Source organism: uncultured Sphingomonas sp. (genome assembly GCF_964244265.1).
Taxonomy (GTDB): Bacteria; Pseudomonadota; Alphaproteobacteria; order Sphingomonadales; family Sphingomonadaceae; genus Sphingomonas.
The window spans coordinates 1-13,972 of record NZ_CAXTHV010000005.1 but is presented as its reverse complement, the minus strand read 5'-3'; the positions used below and the strand labels follow the sequence as shown (position 1 = coordinate 13,972).

Here is a 13,972-nt window from a genome sequence, read left to right as displayed (position 1 = left end):
GCAACATGTGCGATGAACGGATGTGGACCGGTGCGGTGCGCGCAGCTCTTCCCGATGCGGTCGATGCGGAGACCGCGCGTGACGACACCATCGACGGGATGGCGACGCGAGCGCTCGCGATCGCCGACGGTCCCGTGCTTCCTATCGGCTTCTCAATGGGGGGTATCGTCGCGCTGGCGATGGCGCGGCAGGCACCCGAGCGGGTCGCGGGACTCGTGCTGCTGGATACCAACCCTGCCGACGACCTGCCGATACGCGCCGCCGCGCGCCCGGCGCAGCAAGCTGCCGTTCGGGCGGGTGCTCTCGAACGTATCGTGGTCGAGGAGCTGAAGCCGAATTATCTCGCCGCCCGAAACCGCGGGAACGCGGCGCTGCTTGCGCTGCTGCGCGACATGGCGTTGTCGCTCGGCGACGACGTGTTCGTCGCGCAGAGCGAGGCGCTTCGCAAGCGGGCCGACCAGCGCGACGTGCTGCCGACGCTCGATGTACCGGTACTAGTGGCTTGCGGGGCGGAGGATCGCCTTTGTCCTCCGCAATGGCACCGCGACATGGCCGCCGCCACGCGACAGCCGACGCTTCACGTCGTTGAGGGTGCCGGACACATGCTGCCGCTGGAGCAACCCGCGCGGCTTGCCGCGATGATCGCGGATTGGAAGGGGAAATGATCCGTACCACTCACGTCGGCTCGCTGCCGCGATCGGCCGAGGTGACCGAGCTGATCTTTGCCGCCGAACGCGGTGAGGAGGTCGATCCGGTACGCTTCGACCGTGTCGTCGCCGAGGGGGTCGAGGATGCCGTCGTGCGGCAGATCGCCGCTGGTATCGACATCGTGTCGGATGGCGAGATGTCGAAGATCAGCTACGCGACCTACATCAAGGACCGGGTGACCGGCTTCGATGGCGATAGCGCGCGGACACCGCCGGCCGATCTGGAAGCCTTCCCGAGCTTCCTCGAGCGCCAGGCCAAGGGAGGCGGCACGCCCACCTATCGCCGGCCGCGCTGCGTCGGGCCCGTAAGCACGAAGACGATGGAACCGCTCGCAGACGACCTGCGGCGCTTCGCCGCCGCGCGAGCGGCGCATGGTTACCCGACGGGCTTCATGAACGCCGCGTCGCCTGGCGTCATCGCGCTCTTCCAGCCAAACGACCATTATGCGGACGACGATGCCTATCTCGAGGCGCTGGCCGAGGCGATGCGGCCGGAATACGAGGCCATCGTCGCCGCCGGCCTGACGCTTCAGCTCGACAGCCCGGATCTTGGACTCGGCCGCCACATGATGTTCAAGGACCGCAGCGAGGCGGACTATCTCGTCCGGATAGAACGGCACGTCGAGGCGCTGAACCACGCGCTCCGGAACGTTCCGGCCGATGCGGTGAGGATGCACGTCTGCTGGGGCAATTACGAGGGGCCGCACCATTGCGACGTGGAGATGGCGACGATCCTCCCGACGCTGATGCGCGCCAAGCCGCAGGGTCTGCTGTTCGAGACCGCCAATCCCCGTCATCAGCATGACGTGGAGGCGTTCGCGAACGCGCTCGCCGAGATGCCGGAGGACAAGGTGCTGATACCAGGCGTCATCGATACCACGAGCAACTTCATCGAGCACCCCAAGGTCGTGCGTAACCGCGTGGCCGCGTTCGTCGACCTGATGGGCGCGGACCGGGTGATCGCGGGGACCGATTGCGGCTTCTCGACCTTCGCGGGGTTCGGGGCGATCGATCCGGCGATCGTCTGGGCAAAGCTCGCGGCGCTGGCCGAGGGTACGGCGATGGTGCGGTCGTGACCCTCAAGGCGCGCCTTGCGGCCGGCGAGAAGCTGATCGGTACGTTCCTGAAGACGCCGTCGCCGATCCTCGTCGAGGTGCTCGGCACGTGCGGCCTCGATCTGCTCTGCCTGGACGCCGAACATGCTCCTTTCGATCGCAGTTCCATCGACGCCTGCATCCTCGCCGCCCGCGCCTGCGGGCTTCCCGTCATAGTCAGGACGCCGACGAGTGCGGCCGAGCACATCCTGAACGCGCTCGACTGCGGTGCCGACGGTGTTCTGCTCCCTCACATCCGCTCAGCCGCCGAGGCAGAGGCCGCGGTGGCCGCAGCCACCTACAGACCGGGCGGACGCGGCTATGCGGGATCATCGCGGGCTGCACGGTACGGCCTGGCGGCGATGTCCGAACATCGAGACGATGCGGCGGCCCGCACGGTCGTGATCGCGCAGATCGAGGACGTCGACGCGGTCGCGGCCGTCGAGGTGATCGCCGCGATCCCGGGACTCGACGCGCTGTTCGTCGGTCGCATTGACCTGACGGTCGCGCTCGACGCTGCATCTCCGGACGCGCCGGAGGTTGTCGCCGCCGTCGATAGGATCATCGCGGCCGGGGCGGCGGCGGGGGTCCCGGTCGGCATGTTCGTGCCCCGCAACGCCGACGTCGCCGGATGGCACGCAAAGGGCGCGAGCCTTTTTCTCCAGGGCTCAGACCATGCCTTCCTCCGCAGCGGCGCGGCGGCGCTGCTCGCCGCGTGTCGCGGGTGAGCTTCAGGTTCCGCGTACGACGATGAGCGTGGCGTCCCCGTCGCTGGCGTAACTGCGGGGCAGGCCCCGGGGCACGGTGATGGTATCACCGGAATTCAGCGTGACGTCGCCATCGTCCGTCCGGACGACAACTGCGCCGTGCTGGGCGAAGGCCACCTCGGGGAGCGAGGGGCTGGTCGTGTCGCTCTCGAAGCCTGCGGTCATCACCACTCGCGAGAGCGTGAACCCTTCGGTCGCGGGGAGGACGCCGCCCGGTCCGATGACGAGTGTCTCCCCGGGGATGGGATCGGCGGGTGCTCTCGCGAGCACCTCGTCCACGTCGGCGTCCTTCATCACCCGCAGGCGCGCGATCGCGTCGCGCGACGTGACCGGCATCGGAGCAATCCCTTCGGGTGGGCGCTGGCCTTTCGCCGTGTCGACCAGCGAACCGTTTTCGAGGAGGACGAGCCCGTACTCGCGCGCAAGTTCGAAGACCGCGGGTGCCCAGGTCACGCGCCCCGGATCGTCGCCGCCGAGCACTGACCAGAGAAACCCTGGACCGTCACCCACATTGCGGAACCCCCGGAACGCGTGCGTTGGGAACGAAACCACGTCGCCCGGTCCCGCTGCCACCTGCGCGTCGTCGCCATTCTCCCCGAAGTCGAACCGCCACTTTCCGCTGTGGACGACGAATACCTCAGCGGTGTCGTGGCTATGCTGCGAGTTGGTGCAACCCGGCGGTTGGCGCGCCCCGCCGATGTTGAACCCGTGCGGCTCCGCGATGTGGATGTGCTGCTCGGGGTTCTCGGACACCCCCGGCCCGATGATCGTGAAGTTCTCCTTCGCGTCGGAGCCTGGCGTGCGCGTGTCCACGAAGGCATTGAGACATGGCACGAGATCCGCGTATCTGACGACGCGCGCCTCGAGTGAAGCTGCGGTAGACCGCGCGGAAATGCCTTCGTTCAAGATCGTCGCCACCATGCCTAAATCCCAAAGAGCGTTCCTCCAGCTTGTGTTTTTTTGCATTCGCAGTCAATACCAGGCTCCGGTATTGCTGTAGAGGAGATGGACGTGGCCGAATGGCTCAAGCGGGGGACGAGCGCCGAGGTGCGCGCCGAAGCGGATCGCAAGGTGCGCGACGTGGTCGAGGCGACGCTCGCTGACATCGCGGACCGCGGTGACGCGGCGGTGCGCGACCTGTCGATCAGGTTCGATGGTTGGGATCGCGGAGACTACCGGCTGAGCGACCGCGAGATCCAGGACTGCATGGACCAGCTCACGGGCCAGGATCTGAAGGACATAGAATTCGCCCAGACCCAGGTCCGTAATTTCGCGCAGATCCAGCGCGACTCGATGACCGACGTAGAGGCCGAGACCCTGCCGGGGGTCGTCCTTGGGCATACGCACATCCCGGTGGGTGCCGCCGGCTGCTACGTGCCCGGCGGGAAATACCCGCTGCTAGCGTCGGCCCACATGTCGGTGATCACCGCCAAGGTGGCCGGCGTCCCGCGCGTGATCACCTGCGCCCCGCCGTTCGAGGGCCGGCCGGCCCCGGCAATCGTCGCCGCGCAGCACATGGCTGGTGCCGACGCGATCTACGCGCTCGGAGGGATCCAGGCGATCGGCGCGATGGCGCTGGGAACCGAGAGCATCGGGAGCGTCGACATGCTGGTCGGTCCGGGCAACGCCTTCGTCGCCGAGGCGAAGCGGCAGCTGTTCGGCAAGGTCGGCATCGACCTGTTCGCCGGACCGACCGAGACAATGGTGATCGCCGACGACAGCGTGGATGGCGAGATCTGCGCGACCGACCTGCTCGGGCAGGCGGAGCATGGGCCGGATTCACCGGCGATCCTGATCACGAACTCCCGTGCGCTCGCGGAGGACACGCTGCGCGAGATCGACCGGCTGCTGCAGATCCTTCCGACCGCCGCGATCGCCCGCCGCGCATGGGAAAGCCATGGCGAGGTCATCCTGTGCGACGGCTACGACGAGATGGTGGCGGTGGCCGACGACTATGCCAACGAGCATGTCCAGGTAATGACGCGCGATCCGGACTATTTCCTCAAAAACATGAGGAATTATGGCGCGCTGTTCCTAGGGGCGCGGACGAACGTCGCCTTCGGCGACAAGGTCATCGGCACCAACCACACGCTGCCGACCCGCAAGGCGGCACGCTACACTGGTGGTCTCTGGGTCGGCAAGTTCCTGAAGACCTGCACCTACCAGCGCGTAACCACCGACGCGGCGTCGACGATGATCGGGGAATATTGCAGCCGGCTGTGCGCGCTCGAGGGGTTTGCGGGCCACGGCGAGCAGGCCAACATCCGCGTGCGGCGCTACGGTGGTCGCAACGTGCCATATGCCGGCAGGGCGGAACCGCTGGAGACCGTGGCGTGACGGCTCTGCTGGGACAGCGGTTCGACCGGCCGGCGGACGCTGGCGCGATGCCTGGCCAGTCATGAGCCCGCTGCCAACCACCCCGTCCCTACGTCTCGAGGGTCGCCGAGCGGTGGTGACCGGCGCGGGCCGCGGCATCGGGCTCGCGCTCGCGGCGGCGCTGGCGGAGGCGGGCGCCGAGGTGACGCTGGTCGCACGCACGGGCGACGAGGTTGCGGCGGCGGCCGACGCGATCCTGGCGGCGGGCGGCAGGGCGGAGGCGACGTCGCTGGACGTGGCCGACATCGGCGCGGTTTCCTCCTTCTTCGCCGACCGCCCGGCCTTCCAGATACTCGTCAACAACGCCGGGACGAACCGCCCCAAGCCGATGCAGGATGTGACCGAGGCCGACTACGACTCGGTCCTCGACCTCAACGTAAAGAGCGCTTTCTTCGTCGCGCAGGCGTGCGTGCGGCGGATGCTGGCCGATGGATCGACGGGCAGCCTCATCCACGTCGGCTCGCAGATGGGTCATGTGGGCGGCCCGAACCGCTCGCTCTATTGCGCGTCGAAGTGGGCGCTGGAGGGTATGAGCAAGGCATTCGCGCTGGACCTCGCCGCTCACGGCATCCGATCGAACACGATTGCCCCGACCTTCATCGAGACACCGATGACGAAGCCGTTCTTCGCCGACGAGGATTTCAGGTCATCGGTGCTCGCCAGGATCAAGCTGGGACGGCTCGGCACCGTCGAGGACCTCATGGGGGCGGTGGTCTTCCTTGCCTCGGACGCGTCCGCCCTCATGACGGGGACCAGCCTCGTCATCGACGGCGGCTGGACGGCGGACTAGCCAACCCCGCGCCAGTCGGCCGACTGGTCGACCACCCGATCCGCCTCGAAGCTCGCCACCGGATAGGCGCAATAGTCCGCCGCGTAGAAGGCGCTCGGCCGGTGATTGCCCGATGCGCCCACCCCCCCGAACGGCATCGTCCCCGCAGCCCCCGTCGTTGGTCGGTTCCAGTTCAGCACGCCGGCACGGGCGCGCCTGGCATAGCGGTCCCACAGATCGCGATCATCGCTCACCAGTCCGCCGGCCAGACCGTAGCGCGTCGCGTTGGCAGCCGCGACCGCCGCGTCGAAGTCGGCGACGCGCGTGACCTGCAGGACCGGCGCGAAGATCTCCTCGTCGGGGACCCTGAGGCCAGTCACGTCCAGGATCGCGGGTGTCACGAAGGCGCCGCTACGGTCGGGTATCGATTCAAAGGCGCGGATCACTCCGCCACCCGCGGCGATCAGGCCCGCGACGGCTTCACGGGCGCGGTCCGCCGCCGCGACGCTGATCAGCGGGCCCATCGCTGGCTCCGGCAGTTCGTCCCAGCGCCCTATGCGGATGCGATCGCCGTATGCGGCCACCGCATCGACGATGGCGTCCCCCACGGCTCCGTCCGGCACGATCAGGCGGCGCGCGCAGGTGCACCGCTGGCCGGTCGTCGCGAATGCCGACTGGGCCACGATCGACGCGGCGGCCTGCGGATCGCCGTCCCACGCGATGATCGGATTGTTGCCGCCGAGTTCGAGCGCCACGATGACGTGCGGGCGATCGACCAGCGCGCGGCGCAGGTGCGCGCCGGCCGTGCCCGACCCGGTGAAGAGCAGCCCGTCAATGTCCCCTGCGACCAGCGCCGCGCCGACGTCGCGCCCACCCTGTACAATCTGCAGCACCCCATCTGGGAGTCCGGCTTGGCGCCATAGCGCCGCCATGGCGTCACCGGTCGCCGGCGTCTCCTCCGAAGGCTTGAACACGACCACGTCGCCGGCCAGCACGGCGGGAACGATGTGCCCGTTCGGCAGGTGGCCCGGAAAATTATATGGTCCCAGCACCGCCATCACGCCGTGCGGCCGGTGACGCAGAACGGCACGGCCGAAAGAAGAGACGGTCTCCCGACTGCCAGCCCGCTCGGTCTGCGCGGCCACCGATGCGGCGACCTTGCCGATCATCGATCCGACTTCCTGGTCCGCCTCCCAACGGGGCTTGCCGGTCTCGCGCGAGATCGTCTCGGCCAGCGCGAGCCTCGCGGTGGCAAGCCGTTCGGCGTAGGCGCGGACGATGGCGACGCGGGCGGCGAGTGGCGTGTCGGCCCAACCGATCGAGGCGCCGCGTGCCGCGGACAGTGCGTCGGCGATCGCGGCGGGGTCCGACTTGGCGCCTTCCCAGACCACGGCGCCGGTGGCCGGGTCGGTCGAGACGAGGCGACCGCTCACGCCGCCTCGGCGAATGCGTGGCAGGCGATGGTCGCGGCGACGCGGTCGACGATGATATCCGCCTCGTCAAAGCCGAGCGTGAGCGGGGGCAGGATGCGCGCGCAATTGTCACCACATCCGGACAGCAGCAGATGGTGGTCGCGTGCCGCCGCGATGAACGCACGGTTGTTGGGTGCGAGCTTCAGGCCGATCAGGAGGCCCTTGCCGCGGACTTCGGTCACGACGTCGCCGACGAGGTCGCCCAGCCCGTCGCGCAGCCTGATGGCGACCGCGCGGGCGTGCGCAAGGGTCTCGGGGTCCGAGATCACGTCGAATGCCGCACCGGCCACGGCCATCGCCAGCGGGTTTCCGCCGAAGGTTGATCCGTGGGCGGCGACGGTCATGCCAGAGGCGGCCGCGTGGGTGGCGAGGCAAGCGCCGACGGGGAAGCCGCCACCGAGCGCCTTCGCGATCGCCATGATGTCGGGCGAGGCGCCCTCGACCCACTGGTGCGCGAACAGCCGGCCGGTCCGGCCCATGCCGGACTGGACTTCGTCGTGGATCAGCAGGATGCCGTTCGCGTCGCATACCCGCCTGATCCGCACCAGGTCGGCGTCGACGAGCGCCCGCGCACCACCCTCTCCCTGCACCGGCTCGACGATGACGGCGGCGGTCGTCCCGCGGGCAGCGGCGGCGGCCAGTCCGTCATGGTCGTCGATCGCGAGATGCAAATACCCAGGCAGCGCCGGTCCCAAGCCCTCCAGATAGGCGGCGTTCCCGGCCGCATTGATCGCCGCATAGGTGCGGCCATGGAAGGATCCGTGGAAGCCGATCACGTCGATACGCTCCGGGGCACCGCGCGTTGAGTGGTATCGGCGTGCGGTCTTGATCGCTGCCTCCACCGCCTCGGTTCCGCTGTTGCAGAAGAACGCCACGTCGGCAAAGCAGGCCGCCGTGAGCTTGGCCGCCAAGGCCTGCTGACCAGGTATCCGCAGGGCATTGGAGACGTGCCATAGCTGGGCCGCCTGATCGGTCAGGGCGCCCACCAGGGCGGGATGGCAGTGCCCAAGGGCAGTGGTCGCGACCCCGCCGATGCAGTCGAGCCACCGCGTGCCGTCTGACTCGATCAGCCAGGCGCCTTCCCCCCGCACGGGGGAGACAGGGGCGGGCGCGTAGATCGGCATGATCGCGTTGGACATGTTCATCTTCCTCATGAACATGCCCTCATTGACCACTAGTGGTGCTTTGGCCAAACTAGAAATCCCGACATGCATATGAGTGATTCGGATGAAGGATACGGATCGTCGCCTGCTGCCCCCGATGGCGACGCTCCATGCCTTCGCCGCGGCGGCGCGGACCGGCAGCTTCTCGCGCGGGGCCGCCGAAATCGGCTTGACGCAGGGAGCGGTCAGTCGGCAGGTGGCGCTGCTCGAGGACTGGCTGGGGCGCATGCTCTTCGACCGACGCGGTCGCCGCGTGACGCTCAACGCCGATGGTGCGTCCTACGCGGCCGCGATCGGCCCAGCCCTGTCGTCCATACGCCGCGCGACCCGCGATGCGCAGGCCAGCGGCGCGCGTCGCGCGATCGATCTCGCGACGCTTCCGAGCTTCGGTATGCGCTGGCTGGCACCAAGGCTACCGGCGCTAAGCGCGATTCATCCCGACCTGGTCGTGAACCTCACCGCCCGGTCTGATGAGTTCGACTTCGCGCACGAGCCATTCGACGCGGCGATACACTTCGGACGTGCCGAGTGGCCGGGCGCGACGCTCGACCTGCTTTTCCGGGAGATCACCGTTCCCGTCGTCGGTGCTGTTCACGCTGCCGCACTGCGCGAGCCCGCAGACTTGCTGCGAATGCCACTCTTCGTCCTGCAGGCCCGGCCCGACGCATGGACCGACTGGTTCGAGCTTGCGCATGTCCAGCATGGCGCATTGGCGCCGGCGGGCTCGTTCAGCCAGTTCTTGATGATGGCGCAGGCCATCAGCGCGGGCGCCGGCGTGGGTCTCGTGCCCCGCTTTCTCGTCGAGCCCGAACTTGCCACGGGCGCACTGGTCGCGCCCTTCGACATTCCGCTGGTGCGGGAGGACGCCTATTATCTCGCGAGACCCGTCCACGTCTCGTTACCCGTCGTTAACGACTTCGCGTCATGGCTACTTGCCGAGGTCGGTGGTTCCCCGCATTACAATTGCGGATCTGATCCAACTCTGAAGCAACGAGTCTTCATGGCAAGAGGCCGTGGATGACGGGTGCATTGATCAAGAAGACACTGGATTTTTGGGCATCGTCGCTGCGTGAGGTGAAGGCGCGGATGCACGGGTTCATACAAGAGCGTGTGGCGGCATCGGCAGGGCTGTTCCTGGACGGGTTGCCGGGCGACGAGCGGCGCAAGACCGGCTGGACGCGAACTTCCAGCGAACATTACTATAAAGTGGAGCGGGCGAAGGGAACACGCCGTTGCCGTAAGTGGTTAGTGGCAGAAGTCTGACCACTGCAGGTACCGCAAGGACCGAACCAGCGGTGGAGCCTGGACTTTGTGAGCGACACGCTGGTGTGCAGCCGGCGGATCCGCATCCTCGCCGTCGTCGACGACTTTACACGCGAGAACCTCGCGCTGGTGGTCGACACGTCGCTGTCGGGCGCGCGTGTTGCTCGCGAACTGGACGCGATCATCGCGGTGCGTGGCAGGCCGCTGATGATCGTCAGCGACAACGGGACCGAGCTGACCAGCCTGGCGATCCTGCGCTGGGCGCAGGACCGGCAGATCGAGTGGCATTACATCGCACTGGGCAAGCCGCAGCAGAACGGCTACGTCGAGAGCTTCAATGGTCGCTTGCGCGACGAATGCCTCAACGAGACGCTGTTCGCGTCCCTGAGCCACGCGCGGTCGGTGCTGCGGGCTTGGCGCGACGATTACAACAACGTGCGGCCGCATAGCGGTATAGGCGGGCTGACGCCCGCCGATGCTGCCAGGCGCGTTGCGCAAACCCGCCCGCCAGGGCATCCTGGCAACCCCGGACTCTACTTATGAGTGGTGGAGCTTTGGAAAGCACTTCAACGATAATGTATGTATGATCGCAATAACGAATAGGGAAGTCAGCGTTGACCGAGTTTAGCAAGGCCGAACGCCGGGCAGTGGCATTCCGTAGGATGCGTGATGCGCAACGGACAGAGATGGCAGAGGATTACGTCGAGTTGATCGGCGATCTTATCGCAGATATGGGTGAAGCCAGACTGACTGAACTTGCCGAACACTTGGGGGTGACGCAGGCCACGGCCTCAAAGGTGATCCAACGACTACAACGTGAAGGCCTAGTTGAAAGTCGGCCCTATCGTTCGATATTTTTGACTGAGAGCGGCACGGCTGTCGCGATCGCCTCGCGCGATCGCCATCGGATCGTCCACGATTTTCTGCGCGCAATCGGCGTAAGCGAAACTAACGCAGATGCCGATGCCGAAGGCATGGAACATCATGTTAGCCAGGAAACTCTGGACGTCTTCGCCAGACTTACCAAGACGCTCGCGACCGGCTGATTGACTGAAGTCATAGCAAGCACTTGCCACAGCCTAATGTTTTAGCCATAGCTAATCCATGTAGCAGTGGTTTGGGTGGAATGATGGTCATGACAGGAGCGATGATTCTCGCCGCCACGGCAGGTTTGGCCGCAGCTCAAGCACCGCCGCAGTCCGATATCCCCTCCACCACCCGGGCAACGCCTGCCATCTCCGTTGAGAATGACGCGATCGATAAGAGCCAATACACGCTGTTCGACCCTACACCTCGTGCAGCGATGCGCCCTTTCAGCACAGATCGTCCCGACACGACCGAGAGTCCGTACACTGTCGATGCAGGCATTTTCAGGTCGAACTGAGCCTCGCGGATTATGCCTACAACCGCGATGCCGGCACCCGAACACGAGCGCTGAGCGTCCTGCCCGTGAACCTCAAGGTCGGGTTGCTCAACAACGTCGATATCCAGTTCGTTTTTACCCCCTACGGGCATGTCGAAACGCGCGATAGCGGCACCCGCACCATCGCTAGTGGGTTTAGCGACGACACGCAAGTTCGGCTGAAAATCAATCTGTGGGGCAATGATGGCGGCTCGACCGCGTTTGCGATCATGCCCTTCGTCAAGGTGCCGACCGGAGCGCGCGGACTGACTAACAATCATGTCGAGGGCGGTTTGATCCTGCCGCTCGCGTTCGACCTGCCGAGCGATTTCTCCCTTGGTACGATGGTCGAGTTCGATCTGGTCTATGATGACGATCGTCGCAATTACGGCTTCGATGTAGTGCACACCGCAACCCTGGGCCACCCGATCATCGGCCATCTCTCCGGTTACATCGAATACGTCGGTAATGTGCCGCGCATTGGCAGCTACCGCGCCATCGCGAGTGGCGGTCTCTCGTATCAGCTCGCCAAAAACTGGGTCGTCGATAGCGGCGGAACGCTCGGCTTGGCCGGTGCCGTCGACGATATGACCGTGTTTGTCGGCACCTCGCTCCGTTTCTAGTCAGGATTTTCTATGGCTTCACGCCCCGAACGAACCTCGCCGTTTGCATGTCTCCTGAAACGCGACGATCAAGCCGATTTTACCCGGTCGCTGCCCGAGGCACACCGCACGCTCAAAGTCTGGCAAACGGGTGACGACAAACGGTCATCCTGGCGCAAGTGGCTGGGCTTTGCCGGCCCTGGGTTCATGGTCTCGGTGGGGTATATGGACCCCGGCAATTGGGGCACCGATCTCGCTGGTGGCAGTCAGTTCGGCTACGCGCTGTTGTGGGTAATCCTAGCCTCAAACCTGATGGCGATCTTCCTGCAAATCCTGTGCGCGCGGATGGGAATCGTCACCGGCCGCGACCTGGCCCAATCCTGTCGGGATTATTACTCGAAGCCGACTGCGATAGCGCTGTGGCTGCTGTGTGAGGTCGCGATCATTGCGTGCGATCTGGCCGAAGTTGTCGGATCGGCGGTCGCGCTTAATCTGCTGCTCGGTATCCCGCTGGTGTGGGGTGTCGTCATCACCGGACTAGACGTGCTGTTATTGCTGATGTTGATCAATTTCGGCTTTCGCAGGCTGGAAGCGGTCGTCATCACGCTAGTGACCACGATCGCGGTCTGCTTTGCCTATAATATTTTCCTAGCCCAACCGGATTGGACGGCGGTCGCGCTGGGGGCGATCATCCTCTCGATGCCGAATACAGCGGCGTTGCTGGTCTCACTGGGCATCCTCGGCGCAACGGTGATGCCGCATAATCTGTATCTTCACTACTCGATCGTCCAGACCCGCGCTTTCGGTCGTAACCCGACGGATATGAACGCAGCGATATTTTACAATACGATCGATACGGTCGTGGCTCTCGGCGCGGCATTCTTCGTCAACGCGGCAATTCTGGTGCTGGCGGCAGCCGTATTTCTACGCAACGGCGTCGAAGTGACCGAGCTGCAACAAGCGCATGAGTTGCTGCGGCCGGCGCTGGGCGGAGCGGCGGCGACGGCATTCGCGGTCGCGCTGCTCTGTTCGGGACAGTCGAGCACGATCACCGGCACGCTCGCCGGGCAGATCGTGATGGAGGGATTCCTCAAAATCCGCATCGCGCCTTGGTTGCGTCGACTGATTACGCGGCTGCTTGCGATCATCCCGGCGCTCATGGTCATCACGGCAAACGGTGGGAAAAATACGGTCGAGCTGCTCGTCGTCTCACAGGTTGTGCTGTCAATGCAGCTTCCGTTCGCGATCTACCCGTTGATGATGGTTACAAGCAGCAAGAAGAGGATGGGAGCATTCGTCAACCCTCTGCCTATCACGATCCTTGGCTATACCATCAGTACAGTAATCGCGGCGCTCAACGTCTATCTTTTTTGGGAAACAATCGGATCTATCTGGGTTGGCGTTGCGGTCGCGGTGCTGGTGGCGTTTACGGTTTATGTGAAGTTCTTCTACAAGGCTTCAGTGGTGACGCCCCCTTTGGAGCCGTCCGTCATGTGAGATACAGCGCCATTACAAATGACGGGCAGCATCCATGCGCTGATGCAGGATTCGGACGACGGCGATGCCGTAACTGGTCGGCCGAAAATAGATGACATGCTGCTCGACCCCGCGCCGTCGATATCCTGGTCGGATGTTGGCACAGCCCTGCGCCTGCTGCGGGGCTTCGGCCAGATCGGCGCAGGCGGTTTCAATGAGGTCGGTATAGCGCATCGCCTGGAGCAAGCCCCAGTGCGTCACGGTATAGTCGAACACCCCATCAAGATCGCGCTGCGCCCTCGGGCTAAGCCGGTATTCAGCCATGCTGTGCGGCTTTGCGCTGCTTGAACGCACCGAAGTCGAACGGCTCCGGCTCGCCGCTCTGTTCGCCCTCAATCAGCGCCTGGCGGATACTTTCGATCTCAAGACCGCGCTCCTGCTCGCGTCGGATGAGATCGCGGATCGCTTCACTGTCGTTGGTGTAGCTGCCGGCGTCGATCTGCGCGGCAATCCACGAACTCTGCTGCTCGGTGAGGGTGATGGTCTTGCGCACGGTTGCCATATCGGCCTCCACATCATACTATTGGTGCTTTTTAGCGCACTGCTTAACTGCTGTCATCGTCCTTGTCCAATATTCGGCCCGTCGCGGTCATGCTGGCGTTGTCGCTGCCGATCGCGCTCGTCCTGACCATGATCGAGGGCCGGCGCCTGCTGCTGCCGGGGTGACTGGTCGAGCACCGGCAGTGCATCGAAGGCCCCGCTGTCGCTCGGCGACATTGCAAGGTATCCCTGCCGCATGCATTACACAGTAATGCTAAAGTGCTCTTTGAACCGCCCCGGGTTTGTCGGAGGCCCTAACTCCTGAGAGGAAGGGGCTATGA

Annotated in this window: 15 protein-coding genes and 2 pseudogenes; 12 read left to right on the top strand and 5 right to left on the bottom strand. The window is 65.3% G+C overall.

Annotated features, from left to right (window positions below; all coding sequences use genetic code 11):
• Positions 1-5 precede the first annotated feature (5 nt).
• The 3 genes from ACFE7K_RS02950 to ACFE7K_RS02940 are packed head-to-tail and all read left to right on the top strand — an operon-like array spanning position 6 to position 2,529.
• On the top strand, positions 6-665 hold the full coding sequence (locus tag ACFE7K_RS02950) for an alpha/beta fold hydrolase (protein WP_375396668.1): 660 nt from the start codon (positions 6-8) through the stop codon (positions 663-665).
• A complete protein-coding gene (locus ACFE7K_RS02945; protein WP_375396667.1) occupies positions 662-1,783 on the top strand; it encodes a cobalamin-independent methionine synthase II family protein in 1,122 nt (373 codons plus the stop codon). Before ACFE7K_RS02950 ends, ACFE7K_RS02945 begins: the two co-directional genes overlap by 4 nt.
• Positions 1,780-2,529 (top strand): HpcH/HpaI aldolase/citrate lyase family protein, encoded by a 750-nt coding sequence (locus tag ACFE7K_RS02940; protein WP_375396666.1) that lies wholly within the window; start codon positions 1,780-1,782, stop codon positions 2,527-2,529. Before ACFE7K_RS02945 ends, ACFE7K_RS02940 begins: the two co-directional genes overlap by 4 nt.
• Before the next feature lie 3 nt (positions 2,530-2,532).
• On the opposite strand, the gene ACFE7K_RS02935 is transcribed toward ACFE7K_RS02940, so the two are convergent.
• Positions 2,533-3,489, bottom strand: a complete 957-nt coding sequence (locus ACFE7K_RS02935) for a cupin domain-containing protein (RefSeq protein ID WP_375396665.1) — start codon at positions 3,487-3,489, stop codon at positions 2,533-2,535.
• A gap of 90 nt (positions 3,490-3,579) precedes the next feature.
• Here ACFE7K_RS02935 and hisD point away from each other — a divergent pair, with 90 nt between their 5' ends.
• Both hisD and ACFE7K_RS02925 read left to right on the top strand, forming a co-directional pair.
• Positions 3,580-4,905 carry a histidinol dehydrogenase gene (hisD, locus tag ACFE7K_RS02930; protein WP_375396664.1) on the top strand — a complete coding sequence of 442 codons (1,326 nt, stop codon included), beginning with the start codon at positions 3,580-3,582 and terminating at the stop codon, positions 4,903-4,905.
• A gap of 61 nt (positions 4,906-4,966) precedes the next feature.
• A complete protein-coding gene (locus ACFE7K_RS02925) occupies positions 4,967-5,734 on the top strand; it encodes an SDR family NAD(P)-dependent oxidoreductase (protein WP_375396663.1) in 768 nt (255 codons plus the stop codon).
• Here ACFE7K_RS02925 and astD read toward each other — a convergent pair.
• Together astD and ACFE7K_RS02915 are read right to left on the bottom strand one after the other, a co-directional pair.
• Entirely contained in the window at positions 5,731-7,146 is a 1,416-nt protein-coding gene (gene astD, locus ACFE7K_RS02920) for a succinylglutamate-semialdehyde dehydrogenase (protein ID WP_375396662.1), read from the bottom strand. The genes ACFE7K_RS02925 and astD overlap by 4 nt on opposite strands.
• Positions 7,143-8,324 carry an aspartate aminotransferase family protein gene (locus tag ACFE7K_RS02915; RefSeq protein WP_375396661.1) on the bottom strand — a complete coding sequence of 394 codons (1,182 nt, stop codon included), beginning with the start codon at positions 8,322-8,324 and terminating at the stop codon, positions 7,143-7,145. Before ACFE7K_RS02915 ends, astD begins: the two co-directional genes overlap by 4 nt.
• Positions 8,325-8,412: 88 nt before the next feature.
• Between ACFE7K_RS02915 and ACFE7K_RS02910 the strand changes: the two genes are divergently transcribed.
• The 7 genes and pseudogenes from ACFE7K_RS02910 to ACFE7K_RS02880 all read left to right on the top strand — a co-directional run bounded on the left by ACFE7K_RS02910 (position 8,413) and on the right by ACFE7K_RS02880 (position 13,112).
• The gene (locus tag ACFE7K_RS02910; protein WP_375396660.1) at positions 8,413-9,369 is read left to right on the top strand and encodes a LysR substrate-binding domain-containing protein; all 957 of its coding nucleotides are present in this window, start codon (positions 8,413-8,415) and stop codon (positions 9,367-9,369) included.
• Positions 9,366-9,539 (top strand): annotated as a pseudogene (locus ACFE7K_RS02905) (IS701 family transposase); the annotation flags it as partial. The gene ACFE7K_RS02910 and the pseudogene ACFE7K_RS02905, both read left to right, overlap by 4 nt.
• Positions 9,540-9,611: 72 nt before the next feature.
• Positions 9,612-10,154: pseudogene (locus ACFE7K_RS02900) on the top strand (integrase core domain-containing protein); the annotation flags it as partial.
• 71 nt (positions 10,155-10,225) lie between these two features.
• The gene (gene mntR, locus ACFE7K_RS02895) at positions 10,226-10,657 is read left to right on the top strand and encodes a manganese-binding transcriptional regulator MntR (RefSeq protein ID WP_375396659.1); all 432 of its coding nucleotides are present in this window, start codon (positions 10,226-10,228) and stop codon (positions 10,655-10,657) included.
• A gap of 101 nt (positions 10,658-10,758) precedes the next feature.
• Positions 10,759-10,995, top strand: coding sequence for a hypothetical protein (locus tag ACFE7K_RS02890; protein WP_375396658.1), 237 nt, complete (start codon positions 10,759-10,761; stop codon positions 10,993-10,995).
• Positions 10,996-11,060: 65 nt separating this feature from the next.
• Positions 11,061-11,636 carry a transporter gene (locus ACFE7K_RS02885; protein ID WP_375396657.1) on the top strand — a complete coding sequence of 192 codons (576 nt, stop codon included), beginning with the start codon at positions 11,061-11,063 and terminating at the stop codon, positions 11,634-11,636.
• Positions 11,637-11,648: 12 nt separating this feature from the next.
• Entirely contained in the window at positions 11,649-13,112 is a 1,464-nt protein-coding gene (locus ACFE7K_RS02880) for an Nramp family divalent metal transporter (protein WP_375396656.1), read from the top strand.
• 12 nt (positions 13,113-13,124) lie between these two features.
• Here ACFE7K_RS02880 and ACFE7K_RS02875 read toward each other — a convergent pair whose 3' ends face one another.
• Positions 13,125-13,415: a type II toxin-antitoxin system RelE/ParE family toxin gene (locus tag ACFE7K_RS02875; RefSeq protein ID WP_375396655.1), complete on the bottom strand. Its 291-nt coding sequence runs from the start codon at positions 13,413-13,415 to the stop codon at positions 13,125-13,127.
• Positions 13,408-13,653, bottom strand: coding sequence for a type II toxin-antitoxin system ParD family antitoxin (locus ACFE7K_RS02870; RefSeq protein WP_375396654.1), 246 nt, complete (start codon positions 13,651-13,653; stop codon positions 13,408-13,410). Before ACFE7K_RS02870 ends, ACFE7K_RS02875 begins: the two co-directional genes overlap by 8 nt.
• Positions 13,654-13,972: the final 319 nt, after the last annotated feature.

Bases quoted from the DNA above. Each gene is read 5' to 3' on its own strand.
- ACFE7K_RS02950 (WP_375396668.1), top strand. From the start codon at position 6: ATGTGCGATGAACGGATGTGGACCGGTGCGGTGCGCGCAGCTCTTCCC.
- ACFE7K_RS02945 (WP_375396667.1), top strand. From the start codon at position 662: ATGATCCGTACCACTCACGTCGGCTCGCTGCCGCGATCGGCCGAGGTG.
- ACFE7K_RS02935 (WP_375396665.1), bottom strand. From the start codon at position 3,489: ATGGTGGCGACGATCTTGAACGAAGGCATTTCCGCGCGGTCTACCGCA.
- ACFE7K_RS02925 (WP_375396663.1), top strand. From the start codon at position 4,967: ATGAGCCCGCTGCCAACCACCCCGTCCCTACGTCTCGAGGGTCGCCGA.
- ACFE7K_RS02915 (WP_375396661.1), bottom strand. From the start codon at position 8,324: ATGTCCAACGCGATCATGCCGATCTACGCGCCCGCCCCTGTCTCCCCC.
- ACFE7K_RS02910 (WP_375396660.1), top strand. From the start codon at position 8,413: ATGAAGGATACGGATCGTCGCCTGCTGCCCCCGATGGCGACGCTCCAT.
- ACFE7K_RS02890 (WP_375396658.1), top strand. From the start codon at position 10,759: ATGATTCTCGCCGCCACGGCAGGTTTGGCCGCAGCTCAAGCACCGCCG.
- ACFE7K_RS02880 (WP_375396656.1), top strand. From the start codon at position 11,649: ATGGCTTCACGCCCCGAACGAACCTCGCCGTTTGCATGTCTCCTGAAA.
- ACFE7K_RS02875 (WP_375396655.1), bottom strand. From the start codon at position 13,415: ATGGCTGAATACCGGCTTAGCCCGAGGGCGCAGCGCGATCTTGATGGG.
- ACFE7K_RS02870 (WP_375396654.1), bottom strand. From the start codon at position 13,653: ATGGCAACCGTGCGCAAGACCATCACCCTCACCGAGCAGCAGAGTTCG.